Raw genomic sequence first — 24307 nt, 5'->3', positions numbered from 1 at the left:
GCTTTAGCAATGCACCCTTGTGTACTAAGTGTAGTGACTGGAGCTGTATGAGTTCCCGGAATTAGCTTTATGGGTTTTAGACTCTTTTCTCAGATTGCTGCAGGAGATTGATCAGTTCGTCCATCTTCTGTAAGACTTTTTTATCATTTTGGGATTTATACTTGAGAAATTGACTGAATTTTGCCATCATGTAAACAATAAACCCAACGAAAGCAAAACTTCCAAGGGAGAAAATTAAGAAAAGCAATAACTGATAATCAATTATGATGCGGTCGCCCATTATTTGTACCTCTTTCATCTTAATGATTTACTGTGGATTAGTATTTCACGCTAGCCGATAATCATGAATAGTTTCCTATCTTTCTAACTAAAAGGGATCGTCGCTAACCACTTTACAGTAGTTAGGCGACGATCCCTTTTAGTCGTAAGAAACAGGTCTTAGCCGAGAATCGGCACATTAGGTTCATCATACCAAATCGAGAGAACAGTGGATGCTCCGGTGCTCTGGGTAATATTAAGCACTTTGATCCAATTATTATCCTCTAACCATTGGTTGACTTCCTTTTCTAAGAGACGAGGATCCGGGGAACTGAAAACCTTTACTTTCAACCTATTCATCCTTTCACTGGCCAGTGTTAAAAGATCGCAAAATCAAATCTTCCGGGTTTATATAGTAATCATACGACAGCATAAATGTTTGTCAAGAAAAGAACAGACAAAGGTCATTCCAAAAAAACTATTGTGTGCTCATTGGAAATATTTGATTTGCATTTTTACTCGAAAAAATTTGTACAAGGTTCTGAAAAATCTATTTATTTTTCTTGAAGGCTATGATATGATAGTCTTACTGAATGGTGATTCATTCATTTTAAACTAATAGCAAGAGGTGAGGTGCAGATCCTATGGACGCGCAGCGCGAGGGTAAGTTTCAAAGGATTCTCGATGCTGCCATTGAAGCTTTTGCAGAATCCGGCTTCCACCATTGTCAGGTAAACAAGATTGCCCGCTTAGCAGGAGTCGCCGATGGTACGATCTATTTATACTTCAAAAGTAAAGAAGATGTTCTGATTCGAGTTTTTCAGGAACGCATGGGAGATTTCATTGCCGGTGTAAGCCGGGAGCTCTCCCAGTGTAGGACGACGGAAGCACGCTTAAGGACAATTGTTAAAACCCATTTTACTTATATGGAGCAGAATAGATCAGTTGCGATCGTGACCCAACTTGAGCTTAGGCAATCCGATCCGCGGGTTCGGTTACCCATTAATAGTACTGTATCAGATTATTTTAACCTTATTGAGGGGGTGATCCAGCAAGGGATAGAAAGTGGGGAGGTTCCTAAAATGGATACACGCGTAGCTCGTCAAATGATCTTCGGATCCTTAGATGAGGCCACAACCGATTGGGTTATGGCTCGAAGTCCACGGACTCTAACAAGTGGGATAGAGCCAATGCTAGCTTTATTTGAGGGCGCACTTCAGGTAAGAAAAGGTGAGATCAAATAAGAAGAAGTGCTGTTGAACCGAAACGAGAGGAGGATGGAAATGCAGATTCATAAAGTAGCGGTAATAGGATCAGGGGTGATGGGAAGCACCATTGCAGCGCACTTGGCCAATGCCGGAATCCCGAGCCTGTTGTTGGATATTGTTCCTTCCAAACTATCGGCTAAAGAAGAAGCAGCCGGATTGACATTGGAGGATCCCAAGGTACGAAATAGTATCGCAGAAGGTAATAAGACAAAGTTATTAAAAATGAATCCCGCTCCACTATTAGTCCCAGAATTTGCAGAACGCATTGAAGTTGGTAACCTAAGTGACGATTTAGGTCGCTTGAGCGAAGTAGATTGGGTGATCGAGGTTGTCGTTGAACGTTTAGATATTAAGGTGGATTTATTTAAGAAAATTGCTGCTATTGTTCGACCGGGAACAATCGTGAGCTCAAATACTTCGGGAATTTCTTTACAAGCTATGGTAAGTGATTTGCCTGAAAGCTTTACTCGCAATTTCTTAGGAACCCACTTCTTTAACCCACCACGATATATGAAACTTTTAGAAATCATCCCCGGCCCTAATACGGATCCGGAAGTAATGAGCTTTATTTCCGAGTTCGGTGAAAGGGTTCTAGGTAAGGGAGTTGTCTTAGCAAAAGATACTCCGAATTTTATTGCTAATCGTATTGGTGTTTTTGGTCTCGCTGTTACGCTTCAGGAAATGTTGCGTTCCGGCTTATCTGTGGATGAAGTTGATGCTCTCACCGGCCCTGTAATGGGACGTCCAAAGAGTGCTTCCTTTAGAACAGTTGACCTCGTCGGCTTAGATACCTTTATCCATACTGCTAACACCGTAGCAGTTGGGGTGCCTGCCGAAAAAGATAATTTCACCTTACCGGAATTTATGCAAACAATGCTGGCCAATGGTTGGCTTGGAGATAAAACCAAACAAGGCTTTTACAAAAAGTCTAAAGGGCCTCAAGGTAAAGTGGTTGAAGTTCTTGATCCTCATACCATGACCTATGTTCCCAAGAAAAGTGTTAAATTTGCTTCTTTGGAAAAAGCCAAAGCTGCAGGTGGTTTAACTGAAAAGATTCGTACCTTAGTGAATGGCAAAGATGCAGGAGCAGAGTTCGCTTGGAATGTCTTAAAGCCGGTTCTGCTTTACGCAGCAACCATCTCCAATGACATTGCGGATAATATTTCCGGAATCGACGAAGGCATGCGCTGGGGCTTTAACTGGCAAATGGGTCCTTTTGAAATCTGGGATGCCTTGGGAGTCAAAACAATTGCTGATCGTGTAATTGCCGAAGGTGGAACCTTGCCGCCTCTGGTAGAAGAGTTACTGGCTAAAGGGAATGAGCGTTTCTATCAAAAGAGCGAATCCGGAGAAGTCTCCTATTTCCAGGCTGGAGAGTATCACAAAAAAGCATCAAGTCCTTATGCGATTTCTCTGAAACAAGCACATAAAGACGGCAAGAAAATCTTAGGCAATGCCGGAGCAAGCCTAATTGACTTGGGAGATGGGGTAGCCTGCTTAGAATTCCACTCACCAAGCAATTCCATAGGTGCAGATATCTTGACCATGATTCATAAATCATTAGAAGAAGTCGATAAAAACTATCTGGGCATGGTTATCGGGAATCAAGGTAAGAATTTCTGTGTAGGTGCTAACCTGATGCAGATTCTTCTTGAGGCAGAAGAAGAGAACTGGGATGATCTCGATTACATGGTTCGTCAATTCCAGAATGGCACCATGGCTTTGAAATATGCTAAAAAACCTGTGGTAGCAGCTCCCTTTGGCATGACCCTGGGAGGAGGATGTGAAGTTTGCTTACATTCTCATGCTATTCAAGCTTCATCAGAAACTTATATGGGCTTAGTTGAAGTTGGGGTTGGCTTAATCCCTGGCGGCGGCGGAACTAAGGAAATGGCTATACGAGCTATGGAAGGTATTCTTCCAGGTATCCAGGCAGCTCCAGATTATTTCTTTGCCAAACGATTTGAAATCGTGGCTATGGCTCAGGTTTCAAACAGTGCAGAAAAGGCTAGACAGCTTGGTTTCTTACGGGCGGACGATCGTTATAGCATGAATCCGGACCATGTCATCTTGGATGCCAAGGCGAGAGTCATCGACTTAGCCCGCAGCTTCAGACCTAATTTGCCCAAGAAATATAAAGTTGGTGGACCCGGAGTTCGTGCAACTCTAGAATTAGCTCTCCATGGAATGCGCGAGGGAAATTATATATCGGAATATGATCAGCATATTGGCAAGAAAGTAGCTTATGCCATAACCGGCGGAGATCGACCGGCGGGAATGCTCGTAGATGAGCAATATCTCTTAGATATTGAACGTGAGGCCTTTATGAGTTTAGTAGGCGAACCGAAAACTCAAGATCGTATCCGCCATATGCTCGCTAAAGGCAAGCCATTACGGAATTAGGGGGGGAAAAGCATGCAAGAAGCCTTTATTATCCAGTCTAAGCGGACTGCCATTGGCAAATCAGGCAAAGGTGGCTTGGCTCAGGTACGTCCGGATGACTTAGGTGCTTATGTTATACAGGATATTCTTAAAAGAGTTCCATCACTTAATCCTGCAGAGATTGATGATTGCATTATAGGTTGCTCATTTCCTGAAGCAGAGCAGGGAATGAATATGGCCAAAATCATGGCACTGCGCGCCGGACTTCCGATTGACGTGTCCGGGGTAACCATCAATCGTTTTTGCTCTTCCGGATTGCAGGCAATTTCCATGGCTGCCGATCGGATTCGCTTAGGTGAGGCAGATGTGATGATCGCCGGAGGGTCGGAAAGCATGTCGATGGTTCCAATGGGTGGTGCGAAACCAGCACCAAACCCCTACTTGGTTCAGCATGCTCCACAGGCCTATGTGTCAATGGGCATCACCGCTGAGAATGTGGCTATGAAATATGAGATAACTCGTGAGCAACAAGATACTTTTGCTGCTGCAAGTCATCAAAAGGCATGGGCGGCACAAAGCAGCGGGCGTTTTGATGATGAGATAGTACCGGTTCCACTTCCCATGTATGGAAAACCCGGTGAAAAGTGGTTCACTAAAGACGAAGGAATTCGTCCGGAGACCACTCCGGAGTCCCTTGCTAAATTAAGAACAGCTTTTAAAGCCGGAGGTACGGTTACGGCTGGGAACTCGTCTCAGACCAGTGATGGTGCAGCAATGACTCTACTTATGTCAGAACAAAAAGTTAAGGCCCTCGATCTAAAACCTGTTGCAGTTTGGCGTGGCTTTGCAGTGGCCGGCGTCGAACCGGAATTGATGGGTATCGGCCCGATCAAGGCCATTCCTAAAGTTTTAAAACAAGTTGGATTAACCCTGGATCAAATCGATTTATTTGAACTCAATGAGGCTTTTGCTTCTCAATCTCTAGCGATTCTAAAAACCCTGGAGATAGATCCTGCAAAAGTGAATCTCAATGGTGGAGCAATTGCTTTCGGACACCCACTGGGTTGTACCGGTGCTAAGCTTACAGCAACACTCTTAAGCGAAATGACTAAGAGGAAGTTGAAGTATGGCATGGTGACAATGTGTATCGGTGGCGGTATGGGGGCGGCCGGGATTTACGAGCTTCTATAGGGTCTTGTGAAAGTAAGGGGCAAATTGCCCTGTTCACACACGTTTCGTTTCACTGGCTCGTTGGATGCTGAAGGAATTGCGCCAACCTCCGGGTCGCTCAAAAGGAGTGAACCTGGGCGCAATTGGCCCTTCAGCATCGGCACTCGCGTTAGCGTGAACTTCACTGAAGTGTTCACTGTGCAATTGGCCCCTTAGTTTCTGGCGACGGGGCTGGGAACGTGAGTGAGGGTGTGAAAGTAAGGGGCGAGTGGGCTGGGAACCTGGCGAGGACGGTCTGGCTGACTTCCGGGAAGTGGGAGCAGGTAAAGGGATGTCCATTTTATTAAAGCTTAAAGATAAGATGCGTGGTGCGGAGTCGGGAAATTCGGGTAAAAGTTTAGACGTTTGATCTCCAACGTCTTCAATCGAACCTCGAGCCTCGAACTTCGTACTTCGATAATGAGGAGGATGTTATATGGAATTAGCATTACGCGGAGGCGGATTTTTACTGACTGAAGTCGCTCCTGATCAAATATTTGTACGTGAGGAGATCAACGAAGACCATAAACAGCTTAAGAGAATGGCTCATAATTTTATGACCAAAGAAGTTGCTCCTAAGATAGAGGAAATGGAGGAGCAAAAAGATGGTGTTGTTCGAGATTTTATGCGTCAAGCAGGAGAATTGGGATTACTGGGGTTAGAGATTCCAGAGGAATTTGAAGGACTATCCATGGATAAGTATGCGACTGTTGTAGTGGGGGAAGAGGTTCCTCGTGGAGGGTCCTTTGCCGTTGCTTATGCGGCTCATACGGGAATTGGAACTTTACCAATCGTTTATTTTGGTACACCTGAGCAAAAGGCAAAATATCTTCCCGGGCTTGCTAATGGTTCTAAGGTTGCTGCCTATTGTTTGACTGAACCTGGTTCAGGATCAGATGCCCTGGGTGCCAAGGCTACGGCTGTTCTTAATCCGGAGGGAACCCACTATATCCTTAACGGTACAAAACAATTTATCACCAATGCCGGCTTTGCAGATGTATTCTTGGTCTACGCAAAAGTAGATGGAAAAATGACCAACTTCATTGTCGAACGTGACTATCCTGGTTTTTCTCTGGGACCTGAAGAGCAAAAAATGGGTATTAAAGGATCTTCTACCCGTCAAGTCATCTTAGAAGATGTAATGGTTCCGGTGGAAAATGTCGTTGGTGAACTGGGACGTGGTCATGTTGTAGCTTTTAATATCTTGAATGTTGGCCGCTTTAAGCTGGCTGCCGGAGCCATCGGGAGTGTCCAAGTGGTTTTAGAGACTGCTTTAAAATACGCTTCAGAGCGTAAACAATTTGGGGTAGCCCTTAATACTTTTGGAGCAATTCAAAACAAGATTGCTGAAATTGCTACCCGAGCTTATATGGCAGAAAGTGTTGTTTACAGAACAGCTGGTCTGATGGAGAGCGGATTCCACGATCTTGATCTGACAGGTGACTGCCGCAAGGAAGCCGGTAAGGCCTTGGAAGAGTACGCTATCGAATGCTCTTTAAACAAGGTTTATGCCTCTGAAGTACTGGATTTTGCAGTAGACGAAGGGGTTCAGATTCATGGTGGATACGGATTTATTAAGGAATATCCGATTGAACGCATGTATCGTGATTCTCGTATTAATCGCCTATTTGAAGGAACCAATGAAATTAACCGCCTGCTTGTTCCGGGTACTCTTCTGAAGAGGGCTATGACAGGTGAACTTCCTTTGCTGCAAGCGGCTCAAGCTGTTAGTAAAGATTTGGTTTCTGTCGGAATGGGCGGAAACGCAGAAGGATTAGAAGCTCTCAACCAAATGACTCAGAAAGCTAAGAAACTTTGCTTAATGGCAGCAGGATTAGCAGCACAAAACCTAGGTATGGCTTTAAAAGATAATCAATTTGTCTTAACAGGTATGGCAGAGATGGTCAACCAAGTCTACGCTATGGAAAGTGCCGTTCTACGTGCTCAGAAAGTCCAAACTCTTGATGTTTCCAATGAGCACAAAGTATTTGTTGAGAAGGCCGCAACTTTGGGTGCCTATGCCGCCTTTAATATTCTTGAAGTTCAAGCTAAAGAGGTTCTTTGTGCCGTAGAGAAGGGGGATTCTCTGAACACAGTCTTGGCTGGAATGCGTAAGCTTGTTAAACGTCCGAACGTTGACATGATTGGCATGCGCCAAGAGATTGCTAAATATATCATTGAAAAAGAGGGTTATCCTGTTAACTACTAATTTTTAAAATGTAGTTTAACCTTAGAAGAGTACTCTCACTTTTTAACAAAGAAGTGGGAGTACTCTCGGGTGTTGTTCCAACACAAAAGGCCATCGTCTGTAGGACATGGCCTTTTAATGTAAATATTTTACTATAATTTGTTCAGTTGGTATATGGCTCAATGGTTTCTTCCGTACATTTATCGCAAAGGACGGATATAGTCTCTCCCTTTTCCTCACCTTGATAAAATAAGGTTCTGTGGCAACGTTCACAGATTACCCGATACTGATAAGGTTTTTCTTGTAGGGAAGTTAAAGTTGTATTCATTTGATTAAATCCTCCTAACAGTTCTTCGGTTTTTTAAAACTTGGATAGCACCCGGATACACTTAGATTATGAATCCTTTATTGCTTACTTATTCAATTGTACTCCATAATTAACTTAATAACAATGAATGTTCATTCATTTTTTGGAGGTTTTTTGCGATGATTGATCTTAAAGAAGTTGCAGATAATGTGTTTATGTTGAGAATTCCAGTTCCGATCAATGTGGATGCGGTTAATTTGTATTTATTTGCCGGAGAAATTCCTACATTATTGGATGCCGGAACTAATACTCCCGAGGTTCTTGAAGCGGTTCATGCAGGAATGAAGAAGGTTGGGATAAAGAAGCTAGAACAAGTCCTGATTTCCCATTGGCATGTGGATCATGCCGGAGCAGCAAACACCTTGGCCCAAGAAGGGGCAAGAGTATTTGCCGGTTCTAGAGATTACCAAGAGTGGACTAGTTTTGTTCAGGGGGAGGCCTTTACCCGACTTAATGAATGGGCAACTCGAGAGTGGGGAGTGCCGGAAAACGTGATTCCCGGTATGCTTAAGATATCTAAAAGATTACAAACCTTTACAGCCTTGCCTGATCAGGTAAATTTGCTCGAACCCTATCAAACAATCCAGGCTGGTAATAGTCTCTTGCAGGTAATACCTACACCAGGTCACACAGCAGGACATCTTTCCTTCTACGCTGCTAAGGACTCTGTCTTATTTTCTGGAGATATGCTTCTTCCCGATGAGATTCCTTACCCAGGAATATGGGAACAAGAAGGGATTGTAGTAAGCGGGATGCCTAGTTATCTGGAAAGCCTTAATAGAATAGAAAATTTACCAAGTAAGGTATATTTGCCGGGACATGGTTTACCCAGCGATAACTTGAAAGCCCGGTGTCAAGAGATTAGAGGCAAATTAAATAAGCAAATGCTTAGACATAGCCCGGCTGAGTCTGTATATGCAAGTGCTTCAAGTCTGGGTGGTGAAGCAATACATCCTGGTTTACTTTTTATACAATTGCATTATGTCTATGGTTGGGAACAACTTAAGAAAAAGGTGGGCTAATGTAATTATGATATTATGAATTGTCAGCGAAATTAGTCTATAACTAAGGAGGTATTCTAATATATGGAAACCGTTAGTGAGACGATTGAACGCAAACAGACAATTAGTTTGGTGAAGTATATAAGTCAAACTTTAGTTACAGTGGTACCTATGATATCTGCTATGGGTCTTATAATTACTTATATTATGAAGCTTAATCGGTCAAATTCAATCATACTGTTTTCGTGTTTTTTAGTATCCGGTATAGTAATTGGGATATTTGCCTCATTGAAAAACTATATTCAATTTCTGAAACCTATTTATGTTATGCAGGAAAAAATTATTCAGGTAGCCCAGGGGGATTTAAGCCAAAGAATTAGTTTTTCCCCAAAGAGTGAAGTGGCTGAGTTAGGCAAGGCTTTCAACCACATGATGCTTAACTTTGGAACTATGATTCATGATATCCGTGAGATGGCTAAAGCTTGGGTAGTTTCGGCGGAGGAGTTATCAGCAAGTTCGGAAGAAGTAACAGCTACCAACAGTGGTGTTGCCGATTACACAACACACATGGCCAGCGCGGCTCGAGAACAAGCCCAAACTCAAAGCCAGATGAAAGTTATGGTTATCGAACTTGAAAAAGCCGCTCAGATGGTTGCTGAAAAGGCAACATCCGTTTCTTTTGAAGCGGTAAAATCTGAGAAGCATTCAGAAGAGGGATTAGCAAAGCTTTCACAGATAGTGTTGACAATGGCAGAAACTAACCAAACAGTCAACAAATCCGTACAGATCATTGAAGAGTTGGCCGAACAATCAAATCGCATCGGTTTGATCACCGAAACAATTGCTCAAGTAGCCCGACAAACTAATCTCTTAGCACTCAATGCCGCTATTGAAGCTGCCCGGGCAGGCGAACATGGCAAGGGATTTGCTGTGGTAGCTGACGAAATCCATAAACTTGCCGAGGATGTAGCCTCATCAACTCGGAATGTTACAGAGATCACAACTCTAATTCAAAAGAGTATCAGCCAGGCAGTTAAGGGAATGATGCTCACAGATTCTCAAGTAAAAGATAGTGTAATATCAATACGCGAGGCTCAGGAGGCTTTGGGGGTGATTGCCAAAGCGACTAAAGATGTTTCGGGCAATATTTCAGATATTGCTGCTTCCAGCGAAGAAATGCTTGGCAGTATGGAGGAAATGAATCGTTATGTTGATAGAGTCAAGCAAGTTTCTGAAGAATCGGTCATAAAAGCGGAAACTATTGAAGCTTCAACAAAAGAAGTCTCAGCATCTATGCAAATTGTTGCCACAACTGCTCAATCTCTAGCGCAAAATGCTAACCAGCTGCAAAGTGCCGTTGAGAAATTTAGGGTTTAACCGAATAAAAGAATAATTTAATCGAAGGTATTAGTAAAGAAAACCGATTATTAAGAAAAAGCTTGATTCATGCATAGAATTATAGTTATCGACAACAATATAAAGCATAATAGGGAGGTGCTTTATATGACAATTCAATTTTCACAAAAAGAGAAATCTCTTTTAATGGATCAAAAAGAACACGAGGAAAGCTGCGTAGACAAATATGCAAAATATGCTAATCAAGCACAAGACGCTGAGTTAAAGCAGTTATTTACTTCATACTCAGCTAAGGAACAAGAACACCTGAATTCGATAAATCAGATGTTAGCTGGGCAGATACCTACTATGGGGGGGCAACAGCAAGGGCAACAGGCTCAGAACCAACAAGCCTCTAGTGGCAGCCAAGGTCAAACGCAAGGAAATTACAATCAAGAAGATGCAAAACTCTGTAAAGATATGCTGATGACGGAAAAGTATGTATCAGGTGCCTATAATACAGCAATTTTTGAATTTAGAGATACTAATGTCCGACAAGTTTTGAACCATATTCAAAAGGAAGAACAAGAACATGGCGAAGGATTATTCCAATACATGCAAAGCAAAGGTATGTATCAGGTACAATAGTTTTCACTGTACCGATTAGAACCTAGCCTTAAAGCAAATCGGAACACCAACTTTAAATTTGGTGTTCCGATTTGTTTTGCCCCAAAAATACTAAGGCAAAAAGCTATTTTTCCTAATTAAACTGTATTTAGGGCACCCGGGATAGGGTGTTTCCTTTTGTGCCTTAACCCTAAAATATCTGGAGAAAGGATTGATAAAAAAAGAACTTATGCTATAATTACATATGAACATATAAACATATGTAAGGAGGTTCCTGTTATGACTCCCGATCTAAATGAACATAATAAAGCTTTAGAATCTATAACCCAGTCAACGGATAACCCTGTATGTGATACTTTATGTATTCACACTGATTTGATTGAATCAGTTCGCCAAACTCTCATACCTGCCGGACAGATTCATCAATTGGCTGAGCTATTTAAAACCCTTGGAGATCCGACCCGAGTGAGAATTATGGATGTCTTAGCCAAAAATGAATTCTGTGTATGCGATTTAGCTGAGCTATTAGAGTTAAGTCAATCAGCCACATCACATCAATTACGTGTACTTCGAAGTAATCATCTGGTGAAATATCGAAGAGAGGGAAAGATGGTTTATTACTCCTTAGATGATGACCATGTAATGGGACTTTATCGTGAGGGTCTGGAGCATATTTCCGAAGGGCATAGGTAAGAAAATAAGGAACATCTCTGAGTGACTAGGTGCCTCGGACCTAGACAGCATTGAATTATTATTGATAGTAGGTTGGAGGAAAAAAAGATGAGTATAGAAAAAGAGATGAGTATAGAAAAACACAATCAAGAAAAGCTTAAATATCGCTTAGAAGGACTGAGTTGCGCGAACTGTGCCTTAAAAATTGAAAAAGCATTCAGTTTAGAGGAAACCATTGGAGAAACCAGCCTTAACTTTGCAACCCAAACTGTTTATTTACCTCCTGCTGCTTTGGAACTAGCCCAACGTATCGTTGATCGGATTGAGCCGGGGGTAATATTGAAACCTATAAACCAACTAAGTAGGGGCCTTGAACAAGAAGAGGGTTCCTCAGAATTAATCTGGAAGAAAATGAGAATGTTTGTGGCAGGGATTTTACTTACACTAGGCCTTATATTGCCGGTGTTGAAAATTGACTTGCCTTTGCCCCTAGAATATACGGTGTTTTTAACGGCATATTTTCTCGTTGGTTATGAGGTGCTTTATACTGCCCTGAGAAACATAACTAAAGGGGCTTTGTTTGACGAGAACTTTTTAATGGCTTTGGGCACGATTGGAGCCATAGCCATCAAGCAGCTTCCTGAAGCAGTTGGGGTAATGCTATTTTACACAGTTGGCGAATATATCCAAGACTTAGCGGTTAATCGTTCACGACGCTCTATTCAAGCCTTGATGGATATCAGGCCGGACTATGCAAACTTAGTTCATCAATTAGATGTTCAGAAAGTTGCTCCGGAAGATGTTCAAGTTGGACAATTAATCTTAGTACGACCTGGTGAAAAGGTTCCCCTAGATGGAGAAGTGGTAAACGGTTCTTCATTTGTAGATACTTCTGCCTTGACCGGAGAATCAGTCCCGAGAAATATGGAAAAAGGGGATACCATTTTAGCTGGGATGGTCAATTCCAGCGGTGTGCTCACTGTTCGGGTTACTCGGCCTTTTGCAGAGTCATCAATTCAAAAAATCCTCGATCTTGTGGAAAACGCCAGTTCGCGAAAAGCACCCACCGAAAAGTTTATCACTACTTTTTCTCGTTATTATACCCCGGCTGTGGTGTTCATCGCCTTAGGAATTGCGATAATTCCACCGCTTATCGGAATGGGAACTTACAGTGAATGGGTTTATCGTGCCCTGACAATCCTAGTGATTTCCTGCCCCTGCGCCTTAGTAATTTCAGTTCCTTTGGGGTATTTTGGCGGAATTGGCGGAGCATCTCGGCAGGGAATCTTGGTCAAAGGGGCCAACTATCTTGAAGCGCTGACTAAAGTAAAGACTGTTGTTTTTGATAAAACCGGAACCTTAACTCAAGGGGTCTTTGATGTAGTAAAAATAAACCCGGCAAAGGGCTTTGAATCAGAATTTCTTATGGAGATAACAGCCATTGCGGAAGCTCATTCCAGTCACCCGATAGCTAAGTCGATACGTGAGAGTTACGGATACGCCATTGACCCGGGAGACATTGAGGACTATGAAGAAGTCAGCGGGAAGGGGATTCGAGCTAGAATTAAAGGGTTCGATGTTCTGGTTGGCAAGGCTGTACTTTTAAAAGATTCAGGAATTCTTATTCCTGAGGAGGAACATGGTCTTAAGGGAACTTTAGTATATGTAGCAGTTTCGGGCAAATATGCGGGGCAGATTTTGATTTCAGATCGACTAAAAGTCGGTGCTAAAGAAACCATTAGGGCTTTAGAAAACTCGGGGATTAAAACAGTGATGTTGACGGGAGATCATCAAACTGTTGCCGAAAGTGTGGCCAAAGACTTAGGGGTAAGGGAATTCCATGCTGATTTACTGCCTCAGGACAAGGTTGCTTGGGTAGAAAAACTAATGAGTGGAAATAGCAAAGAGAAGGTTGTCTTTGTTGGGGATGGGATTAATGATGCTCCGGTCCTGATGCGATCAGATGTAGGGATAGCTATGGGGGGATTGGGATCAGATGCAGCTATTGAAGCCGCTGATGTAGTGCTGATGGAAGATCAACCGGCTAAACTTTTAACGGCTATTGAAATCGCATTTTTTACAAAGAAAATCATCTGGCAGAATATCTTCTTTGCTTTAGGAATAAAACTAGGCTTTGTTTTCTTGGTGGCAATTGGCATTGCCACCATGTGGGAAGCGGTATTTGCTGATGTAGGCGTAGCCCTTTTAGCCGTGTTAAATGCGACTCGAGTAAGCAGGCACACAAGTTTGGAGAACTAAATCATCCCCAAACCACTTAACCTGGTCTTGGTTGATCAACGGATATATAGAAGCTATTTATATTGGTGCCTAGGGATTAACTTTGTTATGGGGGATACGTCTATGTTTAATCTGAAAAATAGTCTTTCACTTTTCTTATTTCTGGTGTTTCTGTTCTCATATTTGTCCAAACTATTACTTCTAAAAAAAAGGTATAGAATTGACGCCAATGTCCTCAGTAAAGGCAGGAAGGAATCTCCTATAAGAGTGGTGGAAGCATTTGTTAAATTCACGACATTTCTTTGGGGTGTTGTTTGGTTGCTGCTTTCCTTATTCGAACCGCTAATTTCCCAGTGGACTGTTCCTTTCCTTAGGACTAGTTATCTCAGCGGTTTAGGCCTTCTCATCACTACAGTGGGGTTAGGAATATTTATTGTAGCCATGATTGCCATGAAAACCTCCTGGCGGGTGGGTATTGATAAAAGTGTCAAAACCTCTCTAGTAACAGACGGGATCTATCAATTTTCCAGAAATCCTGCTTTTGTTGGCTTTGACTTAATGTTTATGGGTCTTTTCCTTACTTACCCTAGTCTTCTAACCTTAGCACTAGCCTTCACCAATATCTTGGCCATCCATTTATTAATCCTCCAGGAGGAAGTCCATCTCAAGGCAACTTTTCAGGAGGACTATCTAAAGTATTTCAGAAATACAGGGCGCTATTTCATCCTATAGTGCCGGTAGTTCATCTGATGACAGTAAATTTGGCGTGCCAGGGTCTTCCAGGGCAGCTGTGCCGCAGGAATGCCAGTTTGCAAGGGGATTGCAAACTGGCATAGGGCTGAATATAATTTCAATCAAGATTATTAGCCATCTAAGTAAGCTATTTAAGAATTTTCTCTTGAAGGATAGTTGTTTCTCGTCTATGATAAGAATAGGGTCAGCTATTAATGAGTAAGCATGCTGACATAGATAATAGAATGCTCAGGTTGAATCAGGGGGCTATCATGTTACATTTTTCATCGTTGGGAAAAACGGCTTTACTGATTGCGATGGCCGAAGGATCTGAGACTGATGACTACGTTTCTCGGGCTAGATTAAAGGGCTTTGAGGTTGTTACGGGTAAGGTTGGTTCTATGGATGTCCAAAAAATAATTGCTGCAGTGGAAACGGCAGCCAAACGGGCGGGGCTCACGGATGAGAGTTATCGTTCCCAGCATGCTCTTTATCACGCTATTCTTGATGCCTTGCAGGGTTTGGGCCGAGGGCCCCTTCAACTGGGGAATATTTTGCGTACAGTGGGACTTCGCTTTGCAGTTGTCAAAGGGCCGCGAACTCTAGAGGATTCAGATGATCTTTGGATTGCTGTCAGCATGTATGGAATGATAGGTGCACCAATTAAAGGACATGAACATGAGGTTTGTGGTTTAGGTATTAACCATCTCTAAAGATTTGAATTAATAAAGTGTATGTATTTTCGAAAGTTGCAATAAAATAGGGTATGCTCAGAGTTATTAGATGTTAGAGGGCTAAGCTATAGACGAAAGTTTATGGCTTAATCCTCTTTTTTGTACAATCCAGAAAGTATAAAACTTTGTTATTATACTATCTAAACATAAGGGCAACTAAGGCTGCTTGCCGCGCCTGCGGCTGCAAGATGGTTAATTCGTGCGAAGACAGTGTCTTCAGCGCCAGCCAAGTTTTCTTTACTCTAATAAGGAGGACAAAAACATGAGCGTAGTATTAGCAGAAAAGTCTAAAGTTACTTTGGATGGAGAAAACCTGACCTTAGAGCAAGTGGTTGCCGTGGCACGCTATGGTGCTAAAGTAGAATTACACCCCTCAGCTAAGGAAAAGGTCGTAAAATCCAGAGAATACGTAGATCAATTAATTGCAGGTAATAAAACCGTTTATGGCATTACTACCGGTTTCGGCAAGTTTAGTGATGTTTTTATTTCCAAAGAGGATGCCAAAACATTGCAACGTAATCTTATAATGAGTCATGCAACAGGTGTTGGAGAACCTCTAGCCTCGGAAGTCGTAAGAGGAATTTTACTGCTGCGGGCCAATGCTTTAGCCAAAGGATTTTCCGGGATTCGTCTCTCCACTCTTCAGACCTTAATTAAGGTGTTAAATGCAGGAATAGTTCCCGTCGTCCCTGAGAAAGGATCCCTTGGGGCAAGTGGGGATTTGGCACCGTTGTCCCATATGGTTTTGGTTTTGCTCGGTGAAGGAGAAGCCTTTTATAAAGAACGGCGGATGAGTGGGCGGGATGCCTTGGCTCAAGCGGGTATAGAACCTGTGGTTTTGGAAGGCAAAGAAGGTTTAGCCCTGATTAATGGCACTCAGGTAATGACAGCCATAGCGGCTTTAGCGGTCTGGGATGCTGAGATTTTATGTGAATCAGCAAATATTACCTCAGCTTTGACTCTCGAAGCCTTAGAAGGGATTTTGGCAGCCTTTGATCCCAAAATCCATGCCGTCCGTCCTCATCCTGGGCAAATTGAGACAGCGAAAAAAATACGCCAGCTTACGGAAGGCAGTACTTTCCTTGCTGATGAACATCATCCCCGAGTGCAAGATGCCTACGCTCTGCGCTGCATTTCCCAAGTCCATGGTCCCTCGGGGGATGCGGTTGCCTACGTTAAAAAGGTTGTAGAAACAGAAATCAACTCCGCTACTGATAACCCTTTAATTTTCCCTGATCAAGATTCCGTGCTGTCCGGGGGGAATTTCCACGGTCAGCCCATTGCCTTAGCCATGGATTTTCTGGGAATTGCCATGGCGGAGCTGGCTAATATTTCGGAACGGCGTTTAGAGCGTTTAGTTAATCCCAGCCTAAGCGGGTTGCCGGCATTTCTGACACCTAATGGAGGGTTGAATTCAGGCTTTATGATTGTGCAGTATTCAGCCGCTTCTTTGGTTTCCGAGAATAAGGTTTTAGCTCATCCAGCAAGTGTAGACTCCATCCCTTCCTCTGCTAATCAAGAAGACCATGTGAGTATGGGGACAATCGCCGCCCGCAAGGCTCGCAGTATCATTGAAAACACAGGGCATGTGCTGGGAATGGAGTTATTAGCAGCCTGTCAAGGCCTGGATCTGAGATCGGGCAAAGAAAACTTAAGTCTTGGCAAGGGAAGTGAGAGTGCTTATCGACTGGTGCGTTCCAAGGTACCTACCCTCAAAGAAGATCGGGTTATGTATATGGATATTAATCTGGCCAAAGAACTGGTGATATCCGGTAAACTTGCTAATGCTGTTAAATTTGAATTGGATCGTAAGGGAATTCCATTAGCTTAAAATAGCTTCCGAGAAAATATCAGGCACCTACTTTAATTGCTGAAGAGGGTGTCTGATTGTTTGTTATCTGTGAGCCATCATTTGAGTTGAACCCAGTCTGTTCAAATGATGGCTCAGGATAACATAGGACTATTTAGGAATACTAAGGGATAATTGTTAAGCAGTAAGAAACAAGAACTTGACATAAGGGGTAGGGGGGTATACTATGTTGATTAGAGGTGATTTAAATGGATTTTAATGATAAGCAGACCCAGACCTGTTCAGTTTGCGGTGGTGATTCACAGGGGCAAGGACAAGGAGAGCGAAGGAGTCATCATGATGATAAGACAATTAAAGAACTTGTAACGCGAATGAACCGTATTGAAGGGCAAATTCGTGGCATTAAAGGGATGATAGAGCGGCAGGTTTATTGTGATGATATCTTAAATCAAATCTCCTCTGCTCAATCCGCTCTAGATGGAGCGTCTCGCTTACTTCTGGAAAGGCATATGAAATCATGCGTCAAAGAAAGATTACAAGGGAATGATGATCAAGTTGTTGATGAAGTCCTAAAGACGATCTTTCGCATGATGCGTTAGAAGTGGACTATGTTTGGGGGATATAAATGATGGAACAAGCAAACCGAGAACGTAAAGAAATTAAGATATATGGCATGAGCTGTCAGCATTGCGTCAATCATGTCACGAAGATTCTGGAAAAATATCCAAGTGTGGAACAGGTTCAGGTCTCTTTAGCAGACTCCAAGGCCACTTTTACCTGGGACCCCGGTCAGGTCAATTTGGCGGAGGTTCGGAAGGAGATTGAGGAAGGCGGTTATTCTTTAGAACCACTGGCCGTTGAACAGGCAGAGCTGGAGGACTTAGAGGAAGTAAAGCCAGGCAACTCTGTGAGGGATGATGAACAGAAGGAGTCTGAGGAGACTAAGGGTGAGTCTTCGATTATAGATTCAAAGCTCAAGTTTAGAATAACGGGGATGACTTGTGCGAATTGTGCTTTAACGATTGAAAAGGGTCTGCGGAATTTACCAGGAGTAAAATCAGCTGCAGTTAATTTTGCCTCGGAAAAGCTAACGGTAGAAACGGATTCTAAGGTGTTTAAAGACGATGATCTTCTAGCAAAGATCAAAGATCTGGGGTATAGTGCTCAAAGTGCAGATGAAGGAAAACAACAATTTAAAGTGAGCGGTATGACCTGTGCCAACTGCGCCTTGGCAATCGAAAAAAAACTCAAGGGTACCAATGGTGTCCACAGTGTGGCTGTCAACTTGGCAAGTGAAACAGTGACGGTAGAGTTCGATTCCAGTGCAGTAACTATGAAAGAAATCTTTGCCCAGGTACGGGATGCCGGATATACGCCTGTCGAGAATATGGATGAGAATCAAGATGATCGCACTGCCCTCAGGCAGCGTAATTGGCTAATCTTTAGTGCAATTCTTTCCTTGCCGATTATGCCGCTGATGTTCTTGCCAATGTCCAGACCAATCATGTATACTATGCTCATTTTGGCGACAGTGGTTCAGTTTACTGCCGGTTGGACATTTTATCGGGGGGCCTACCATGCTTTAAAGAATCGCTCAGCTAATATGGACGTTTTAGTGGCGATTGGGATTACTGCTGCTTACGGATATAGTTTGATGACCACAATTCATATGTTTATCCCTGCTGTTTTCTTCGAAGGCCCCAACTTTTTTGATACCTCTGCCTTGTTGATTACCTTTGTTCGCTTTGGAAAATATCTTGAAGCGAAGGCTAAGGGCAGGGCTGGACAGGCTCTGAAAAAACTGTTAGAGCTCCAGGCAGATAAAGCCCATTTATGGGTGGATGGCGTGGTTAAAGAAGTGTCGGCTTCGGATTTAAAAATCGGAGATATCACTATAGTGAAATCGGGAGAAAGAATACCCCTTGATGGTGAAATAATTGAGGGCCAAGCAAGTATTGACGAGTCAATGCTGACCGGAGAATCTATTCCCATTGACAAAAGTGTTGGAGACCAGGTGATTGGGGCAACAATTAATCGATCGGGAAGTATTAAGGTTAGAACAACTAAAACAGGTAAGGACACGGTTCTTTCCGGAATTATTAGAATGGTAGAAGATGCCCAAGGGGTTAAGCCACCGATTCAGAGGCTTGCTGATGTTATATCCAACTACTTTGTCCCGGCTGTGGTTGGCTTATCAATCCTTACCTTTGCAATTTGGTATGTAGTTTTCCATAGTACCTTTGTCTTTGCCTTTACCGCTGCCATAGCTGTCTTAGTAATTGCTTGCCCCTGCGCATTAGGCCTGGCGACTCCTACGGCCATTATGGTTGGGAGCGGAGTAGGATTAAACCGAGGTATCTTGTTCAAAACCGCGGCAGTTCTCGAAGGAATTGCCAAGCTGCAGGCTATTGGTTTTGATAAAACAGGAACATTAACTAAGGGTACTCCGGAAGTGACAGATATTGTGCCCTATGGGGATTTCTCAGTACAAGATATTCTTAGGATTGCAGCTGCTGGTGAAAACCCCTCAATTCATCCCTTGGCTCAGGCTGTTGTAGCTAAGAGTAAGCTGGAAGATCTAAAAATTGAAAATGTCGAGAATTATCGGGAAGAGGCTGGCTATGGAGTAACTTGTTCTTATCAAGGGAAAACCTTACTGATTGGGAATATTAAATTGATGAATTTACAAGGTGTGGATATTGGTGAATCGGAGCAAGACTTTAGGCGTTTGGCGGAATCCGGCCGAACCACAAGCTTTATTGCCCTTGATGGTAAAGTTATAGGTCTTATAGCTTTAGCCGATGTCATTAAAGAAAGCACTATTGAAGCTATTAAGCGTTTGCATAACTTAGGTTTAAAGACCTTTATGATTACCGGGGACAATAAAAAAGTCGCTAATGTGGTTGGTGAACAGGTGGGGATCGATGAAGTTATTGCTGAAATTTTGCCCCAAGATAAGATCAGTATTATTAAGAAGTATCAGGATCAAGGTTATAAAGTGGCCATGGTGGGGGATGGGATTAATGACGCTCCAGCCCTTGCCCAAGCTGATATCGGGATAGCCATTGGCTCAGGAACTGATGTTGCCAAGGAAACCGGGGATGTAGTCTTAGTCCGCAATGACCTGCTGGATGTGGAGAGAGCAATTCGTTTAGGGCGAAAAACTCTAACCAAGATAAAGCAAAACCTTTTCTGGGCTTTAATCTACAATGTCATCGGTATTCCCATTGCCGCAGGTGTCCTTTATCCGATTACCGGTGAGCTTCTGCCTCCTGAATGGGCTGGACTGGCAATGGCCTTTTCCTCGGTTTCAGTAGTGACAAGTTCTATTCTTTTAAGACGGTTTGATCGTCAACTAGAGGGTTAGATAGAAGACAATGTTTAAGTTTCCTTTTCGGCTTGTGAGTTGCCGAACCAGTCATTTGCGGGCCTTAAAGGATATTCCCATAATTCTGTCCGAGTCAGATTTCATCTGAACTCTGACTTCTGAATAAGCGAGGTGATAAGGATGAGTCAAACTATTCTGAGGGTTGAAGGGATGACCTGTAACCACTGTAAAATGAGAGCAGAAAAAGCTTTACAGGCAGTGAGTGGTGTAGAAAGCGTAAAAGTTGATCTTGCGGCTAAGGAAGCGGTCGTAACTGGTGAGGCTAAGCGCGAGGATCTCGTGAAAGCAATCGTAGATGCTGGGTATACCGTCGTTGAATAAGTTGAAAGGGGCCGTTAAGCGGCCCCTTTGGTATTCGCCGGCATGTGCACTGGATACCATTCATGCTGCTGCTAAGGCGGCACCATCAGATAATAAAAATGCCTAGCACGAGTAAGATTTCCACAAGGCTAACCTGAGCACCCCTAAAGTTCTACTTTACTCCCAACAAACTGACTGAAGGAGCGCTTGTCTGCTCGCTCGCTTTACAAAATCAAAAAAGTCGAAGAATAACTAATTCCTTAACTTCGGAAATTATTATCTCGGATGAATACCTTATCTTTGGATAAACTATTTACTGAGGTGATGAAACAATGCCAAGAAATGATGGCAACAAGTATAAAAATGAGGAATTGAAAAAGATCGAATTAACTCTCCGCAACATTCATAAGAATGAAGAGTTTCTATTAGAGAATGCTGAAGAGTTAAGTGCTCATCAAATTAAAGATGTTAAAGAGCACTTGGCTTCAAAGAAAAAATTCCTTGAGGAAACAGATGGAACGATTAAATAGGAGCTTTAAAGCTCCTTTTATATTTAATCAGATTTATTTCTATTCTATTAGTTTGGTATGTGAAAGTTAGTATGTATAAGAGTTAGAAGAATTTTTTAGTTTTATAAAGCTAATACTATGCCTTAAATAAATAGTAAGAAGGATATCTTTCGATATCCTTCTTAAGTACTAACAACATTATTTGAAGTTAGATTTTGCTTCCGCCTTTAAGATGTTCCTCAGCAAACTGAATCATACGTTTGGTCATCATACCGCCGACAGAACCGTTTTCGCGACTGGTACGGTCACCGCCTAATTGAAGGCCCATTTCATTTGCCACTTCATATTTGAACTGATCCAATTGTTGTGAAGCGCCTTTAGCTGCTGGTTGATTACTGTTTCTTTCTCCTGCCATGATAGGTACCCTCCTTTAAAATTGTGTTTTGTGTTTGTGTACTGGAACATTCTTATTATGTGATTTATCGATTTTCTTACTCAGGTAATTATTGCTACAATATAAAAGGCTTTCCTTTTGGTTCGGGAGCCGAATTGTTATTGATTTTATGGATTGTAAGGTTTAGAATTAAATTACTTAGACTTAGGGGAGGCTTTCAGATGTTTTTAAAGATGAAGGAACCAGTTAACACTTGGACACATTTTGTATTGTTTATGGCTGCAATCGTGGGACTAGTGTTTCTTATTATCCTAAGTAAAAATAATATTTCAAAGCTCATTACAATGACGGTATATGGAGTTAGTATGATCTTGCTCTATGGTGCCAGCTCACTTTACCATTGGGTAAGAACAACTCCCCAGAAAGAACTTCTCCTTAAAAAGGTGGATCATATTGCGATTTATTTATTAATTGCCGGTTCTTATACACCAGTGTTTTATTATGGATTGGAAGGGGCATGGCGTTGGGCGATGCTAACTGTGGTTTGGGCTCTGGCGATTATAGGGATGTTATTAAAAATTTGGTTTATTCATGCGCCCCGTTATGTATCTTCAGCCTTTTATGTGTCACTTGGCTGGATAGCTTTAGTTCCTTTCCTACAGCTTGTTAAGAATTTGCCCATGGGTGCAATTATTCTCATGGCGGTAGGTGGAGTCACCTATACCGTTGGGGCCATTATATATGCAACTAAGATTTTTGACTTCTTTCCGAAACGTTTTGGTTTCCATGAGATATTTCATATATTCATTGGGGCAGGAAGTATTGTTCATTACATAATGATTCTGATCTATATTATGCCCATGGCTGAGTAGCTTAGGTTATAAACATTAAAAGGGTTGTCTTATAATGAATGTTTTCAGACATTCATTATGAGACAACCCTTTTAATAATATTAACTATCCTCAGTGCAAAAAGCGACGGCTTCTTCCGCACTGTAATCCCCATATACCAGCTTCATTAAGCCTGGGTAATAGGTATCAAATCCTAGTACCCCGTTCCAGACAACATTTAGTATTTGATCTTGAGAGGGTTTGGCGTCAGCAAGATCTAGGTATGTACGGTACCTTATCTCACCGTTATCCATGTCCATTTCAAAGTTGCCATTGACTAACTCGTAATTAACCCTACTCATGAAATCACATACTTCAAGCCGTTTAGAAGGAGGGATTTTTTGGTTAATATGTGTATTGCATAGCAGTGATTCTTGCTCCTCGTCTACAAAAAGGAAAGCGTTAAAATCTGTATTTATGCCTCGAATCTCCAGCCGAATGATTTCGTTTTTATTGTCAAAATCAAACTCCCAACCGTTTTGACTCAGAATATCATAGAGCATCCGAAATAAGGACATCTTTACTTCCTCCTAAACCCGGACTGATTTTCAAATAAGTTCAACGCGATAAAGGTAAAATCCTTCCAGTTATGGAATAAAAATAAATTAGTTACTAGGTAGAGAGGTTTTTATTGGATAGATCCCGAATTGAATGAAAGTATATTTATCTCCGAGGAGGTGTTTCTTTGCACTCACTAAAACATCAAATTCTTATACTCATGCTGGGGTCGCTAATTGTCCTCGCGACGAGCTTGATTTTCGGATTAGGTTGGCATTTGAAGCATCGAGCAGTGGATGCGGCTATCGTCAAAGCTAAAACTGATTTAACAACATGCATGGAAATTATCGATTTAAAGACCCCAGGTTCTTGGCAAGTAAAAGAGGGACTTCTGTACAAAGGTGATACTCAAATATCCCATCAAACAGAACTTGTCGATTATTTAGCAGAACTAACCGGTGACACCGTGACTTTATTTCTCGGCGATACTCGAGTTGCTACAACTGTGCGCAGTACCAACGGTGAGAGAGCAATAGGGACAAAAGTATCCGATGCAGTGGCGCAGACTGTCTTGAAAGATGGGCAGATCTACCTGGGTGAAGCGAATGTCGTTGGTCAGCTTTATCAAACGGCCTATGAACCTATTCGTGATAGCAATGGTGATATTATTGGGATATTTTATGTTGGTATTTCAAAAAACTATACTCAAGCTTTCATTGTTAATTCGTTAATTCTGTTAGCAGGGTTTGGCTTAGGAATTACTTTAATTGTGGCCTTATCAACTTGGTTCTTTATTCAAAAAGTAATCATTAACCCACTCCGAGACATAACCCTCGCCACACGTGATGTGGCTACCGGACACGCTGCCGAGAAAGTTGATATCACCGGCCCCAAAGAGATTGGAGATCTGGCGGTTGCCTTTAACCAAATGGTTGAAAGACTAGGGGATATCGCAGATGAAATGAGTAAAGCCACCATGTCTAGGGACTTACAAGTTGATAAAGCTCCTTCTGCGCTAAATATGACTGAAGATCCAAAGAATAGCTGGAAATTTGATCAACAAAGCTTACCTAAGGGATTAAATCAACTCACTTTAATGCAAATCCTTTCATTTATGTGCGAGACAAGGGAACTGGTATCTGCTGAAAACGTCGCCGAAGGGGTAAACCTAACAAGAGTAACTGTTCGGAGATACTTAGAGTTTCTGGAACAACATGGTGCTTTGACAACAGAGTTAAAATACGGAACAGTGGGAAGACCGGTAAAACTATTTCAACCCGTACCTAATCTAAGTGTTAAAGATATTGATTAATTGGTTAACCATAACAACTCAGAATAGTAAAGAGCCAGTGTACTTTATATTTACAGAATATTTTTTTATTTACTTAATTATTTTGATAATGACTAAAGCGACAAAGGGCTGTAAGCTTATAATGTGTTGATTCAGAAAATTCTTTCTAATTATTTGATCTAGGTCCTCGTCCAATTTGTGTCATTCATACCTTAC

At 42.2% G+C, this 24307-nt stretch carries 24 protein-coding genes; 19 read left to right on the top strand and 5 right to left on the bottom strand.

Annotation, left to right across the window (positions count from 1 at the left end; translation table 11 throughout):
• Positions 1-76 precede the first annotated feature (76 nt).
• Both DP73_RS05225 and DP73_RS23355 read right to left on the bottom strand, forming a co-directional pair.
• Positions 77-280 carry a hypothetical protein gene (locus DP73_RS05225; RefSeq protein ID WP_034597999.1) on the bottom strand — a complete coding sequence of 68 codons (204 nt, stop codon included), beginning with the start codon at positions 278-280 and terminating at the stop codon, positions 77-79.
• A gap of 158 nt (positions 281-438) precedes the next feature.
• Positions 439-609: a hypothetical protein gene (locus tag DP73_RS23355; protein ID WP_165574387.1), complete on the bottom strand. Its 171-nt coding sequence runs from the start codon at positions 607-609 to the stop codon at positions 439-441.
• A 293-nt stretch (positions 610-902) separates the two neighbouring features.
• On the opposite strand from DP73_RS23355, the gene DP73_RS05220 reads away from it, so the two are divergent.
• The 5 genes from DP73_RS05220 (at position 903) to DP73_RS05205 (ending at position 7326) form a co-directional block, all read left to right on the top strand.
• The gene (locus DP73_RS05220; protein ID WP_034597997.1) at positions 903-1502 is read left to right on the top strand and encodes a TetR/AcrR family transcriptional regulator; all 600 of its coding nucleotides are present in this window, start codon (positions 903-905) and stop codon (positions 1500-1502) included.
• Positions 1503-1541: 39 nt separating this feature from the next.
• Positions 1542-3929: a 3-hydroxyacyl-CoA dehydrogenase/enoyl-CoA hydratase family protein gene (locus DP73_RS05215; protein ID WP_034597995.1), complete on the top strand. Its 2388-nt coding sequence runs from the start codon at positions 1542-1544 to the stop codon at positions 3927-3929.
• 12 nt (positions 3930-3941) lie between these two features.
• Positions 3942-5099: an acetyl-CoA C-acyltransferase gene (locus DP73_RS05210; RefSeq protein WP_034597993.1), complete on the top strand. Its 1158-nt coding sequence runs from the start codon at positions 3942-3944 to the stop codon at positions 5097-5099.
• Between the two features lie 247 nt (positions 5100-5346).
• Entirely contained in the window at positions 5347-5487 is a 141-nt protein-coding gene (locus tag DP73_RS23350; RefSeq protein ID WP_165574386.1) for a hypothetical protein, read from the top strand.
• A gap of 66 nt (positions 5488-5553) precedes the next feature.
• Positions 5554-7326, top strand: coding sequence for an acyl-CoA dehydrogenase family protein (locus DP73_RS05205; protein WP_034597990.1), 1773 nt, complete (start codon positions 5554-5556; stop codon positions 7324-7326).
• A 142-nt stretch (positions 7327-7468) separates the two neighbouring features.
• Here DP73_RS05205 and DP73_RS23345 read toward each other — a convergent pair whose 3' ends face one another.
• Positions 7469-7633, bottom strand: a complete 165-nt coding sequence (locus tag DP73_RS23345; RefSeq protein WP_165574385.1) for a hypothetical protein — start codon at positions 7631-7633, stop codon at positions 7469-7471.
• 158 nt (positions 7634-7791) lie between these two features.
• Here DP73_RS23345 and DP73_RS05200 point away from each other — a divergent pair, with 158 nt between their 5' ends.
• The 12 genes from DP73_RS05200 to DP73_RS05145 all read left to right on the top strand — a co-directional run bounded on the left by DP73_RS05200 (position 7792) and on the right by DP73_RS05145 (position 21039).
• Entirely contained in the window at positions 7792-8694 is a 903-nt protein-coding gene (locus DP73_RS05200; protein ID WP_052090411.1) for an MBL fold metallo-hydrolase, read from the top strand.
• A 63-nt stretch (positions 8695-8757) separates the two neighbouring features.
• Positions 8758-10050, top strand: a complete 1293-nt coding sequence (locus tag DP73_RS05195; protein ID WP_034597989.1) for a methyl-accepting chemotaxis protein — start codon at positions 8758-8760, stop codon at positions 10048-10050.
• Between the two features lie 126 nt (positions 10051-10176).
• Positions 10177-10656: a spore coat protein gene (locus DP73_RS05190; RefSeq protein WP_034597988.1), complete on the top strand. Its 480-nt coding sequence runs from the start codon at positions 10177-10179 to the stop codon at positions 10654-10656.
• Positions 10657-10914: 258 nt separating this feature from the next.
• Positions 10915-11328 carry a metalloregulator ArsR/SmtB family transcription factor gene (locus DP73_RS05185; RefSeq protein WP_052090410.1) on the top strand — a complete coding sequence of 138 codons (414 nt, stop codon included), beginning with the start codon at positions 10915-10917 and terminating at the stop codon, positions 11326-11328.
• A gap of 105 nt (positions 11329-11433) precedes the next feature.
• Entirely contained in the window at positions 11434-13566 is a 2133-nt protein-coding gene (locus DP73_RS05180; protein WP_034598032.1) for a heavy metal translocating P-type ATPase, read from the top strand.
• 102 nt (positions 13567-13668) lie between these two features.
• Complete coding sequence (locus tag DP73_RS05175) at positions 13669-14277, top strand: isoprenylcysteine carboxylmethyltransferase family protein (protein ID WP_034597987.1); 609 nt, start codon at positions 13669-13671, stop codon at positions 14275-14277.
• Positions 14278-14549: 272 nt separating this feature from the next.
• Positions 14550-14990: a HutP family protein gene (locus DP73_RS05170; RefSeq protein WP_034597985.1), complete on the top strand. Its 441-nt coding sequence runs from the start codon at positions 14550-14552 to the stop codon at positions 14988-14990.
• A gap of 283 nt (positions 14991-15273) precedes the next feature.
• Positions 15274-16842, top strand: a complete 1569-nt coding sequence (gene hutH / locus DP73_RS05165) for a histidine ammonia-lyase (RefSeq protein WP_034597984.1) — start codon at positions 15274-15276, stop codon at positions 16840-16842.
• A gap of 227 nt (positions 16843-17069) precedes the next feature.
• Positions 17070-17420 (top strand): metal-sensitive transcriptional regulator, encoded by a 351-nt coding sequence (locus DP73_RS05160; RefSeq protein WP_034597982.1) that lies wholly within the window; start codon positions 17070-17072, stop codon positions 17418-17420.
• A 26-nt stretch (positions 17421-17446) separates the two neighbouring features.
• Positions 17447-20188 carry a heavy metal translocating P-type ATPase gene (locus DP73_RS05155; RefSeq protein ID WP_034597980.1) on the top strand — a complete coding sequence of 914 codons (2742 nt, stop codon included), beginning with the start codon at positions 17447-17449 and terminating at the stop codon, positions 20186-20188.
• Between the two features lie 141 nt (positions 20189-20329).
• Entirely contained in the window at positions 20330-20530 is a 201-nt protein-coding gene (locus tag DP73_RS05150; RefSeq protein WP_034597978.1) for a cation transporter, read from the top strand.
• A 311-nt stretch (positions 20531-20841) separates the two neighbouring features.
• Positions 20842-21039 (top strand): hypothetical protein, encoded by a 198-nt coding sequence (locus DP73_RS05145; RefSeq protein ID WP_014902443.1) that lies wholly within the window; start codon positions 20842-20844, stop codon positions 21037-21039.
• A 187-nt stretch (positions 21040-21226) separates the two neighbouring features.
• On the opposite strand, the gene DP73_RS05140 is transcribed toward DP73_RS05145, so the two are convergent.
• Entirely contained in the window at positions 21227-21433 is a 207-nt protein-coding gene (locus tag DP73_RS05140) for an alpha/beta-type small acid-soluble spore protein (protein ID WP_014902444.1), read from the bottom strand.
• Between the two features lie 200 nt (positions 21434-21633).
• On the opposite strand from DP73_RS05140, the gene DP73_RS05135 reads away from it, so the two are divergent.
• Positions 21634-22284 (top strand): hemolysin III family protein, encoded by a 651-nt coding sequence (locus tag DP73_RS05135; protein WP_034597977.1) that lies wholly within the window; start codon positions 21634-21636, stop codon positions 22282-22284.
• An 80-nt stretch (positions 22285-22364) separates the two neighbouring features.
• Here the strand turns inward: DP73_RS05135 and DP73_RS05130 are convergent, their stop codons facing one another.
• On the bottom strand, positions 22365-22820 hold the full coding sequence (locus tag DP73_RS05130; RefSeq protein WP_034597974.1) for a YbjN domain-containing protein: 456 nt from the start codon (positions 22818-22820) through the stop codon (positions 22365-22367).
• 167 nt (positions 22821-22987) lie between these two features.
• On the opposite strand from DP73_RS05130, the gene DP73_RS05125 reads away from it, so the two are divergent.
• Positions 22988-24112: a cache domain-containing protein gene (locus DP73_RS05125; protein ID WP_034597973.1), complete on the top strand. Its 1125-nt coding sequence runs from the start codon at positions 22988-22990 to the stop codon at positions 24110-24112.
• Positions 24113-24307: the final 195 nt, after the last annotated feature.

Source organism: Desulfosporosinus sp. HMP52 (genome assembly GCF_000765145.1).
Lineage (GTDB): Bacteria > Bacillota > Desulfitobacteriia > Desulfitobacteriales > Desulfitobacteriaceae > Desulfosporosinus.
This window is presented reverse-complemented; position numbering and strand designations above follow the sequence as displayed.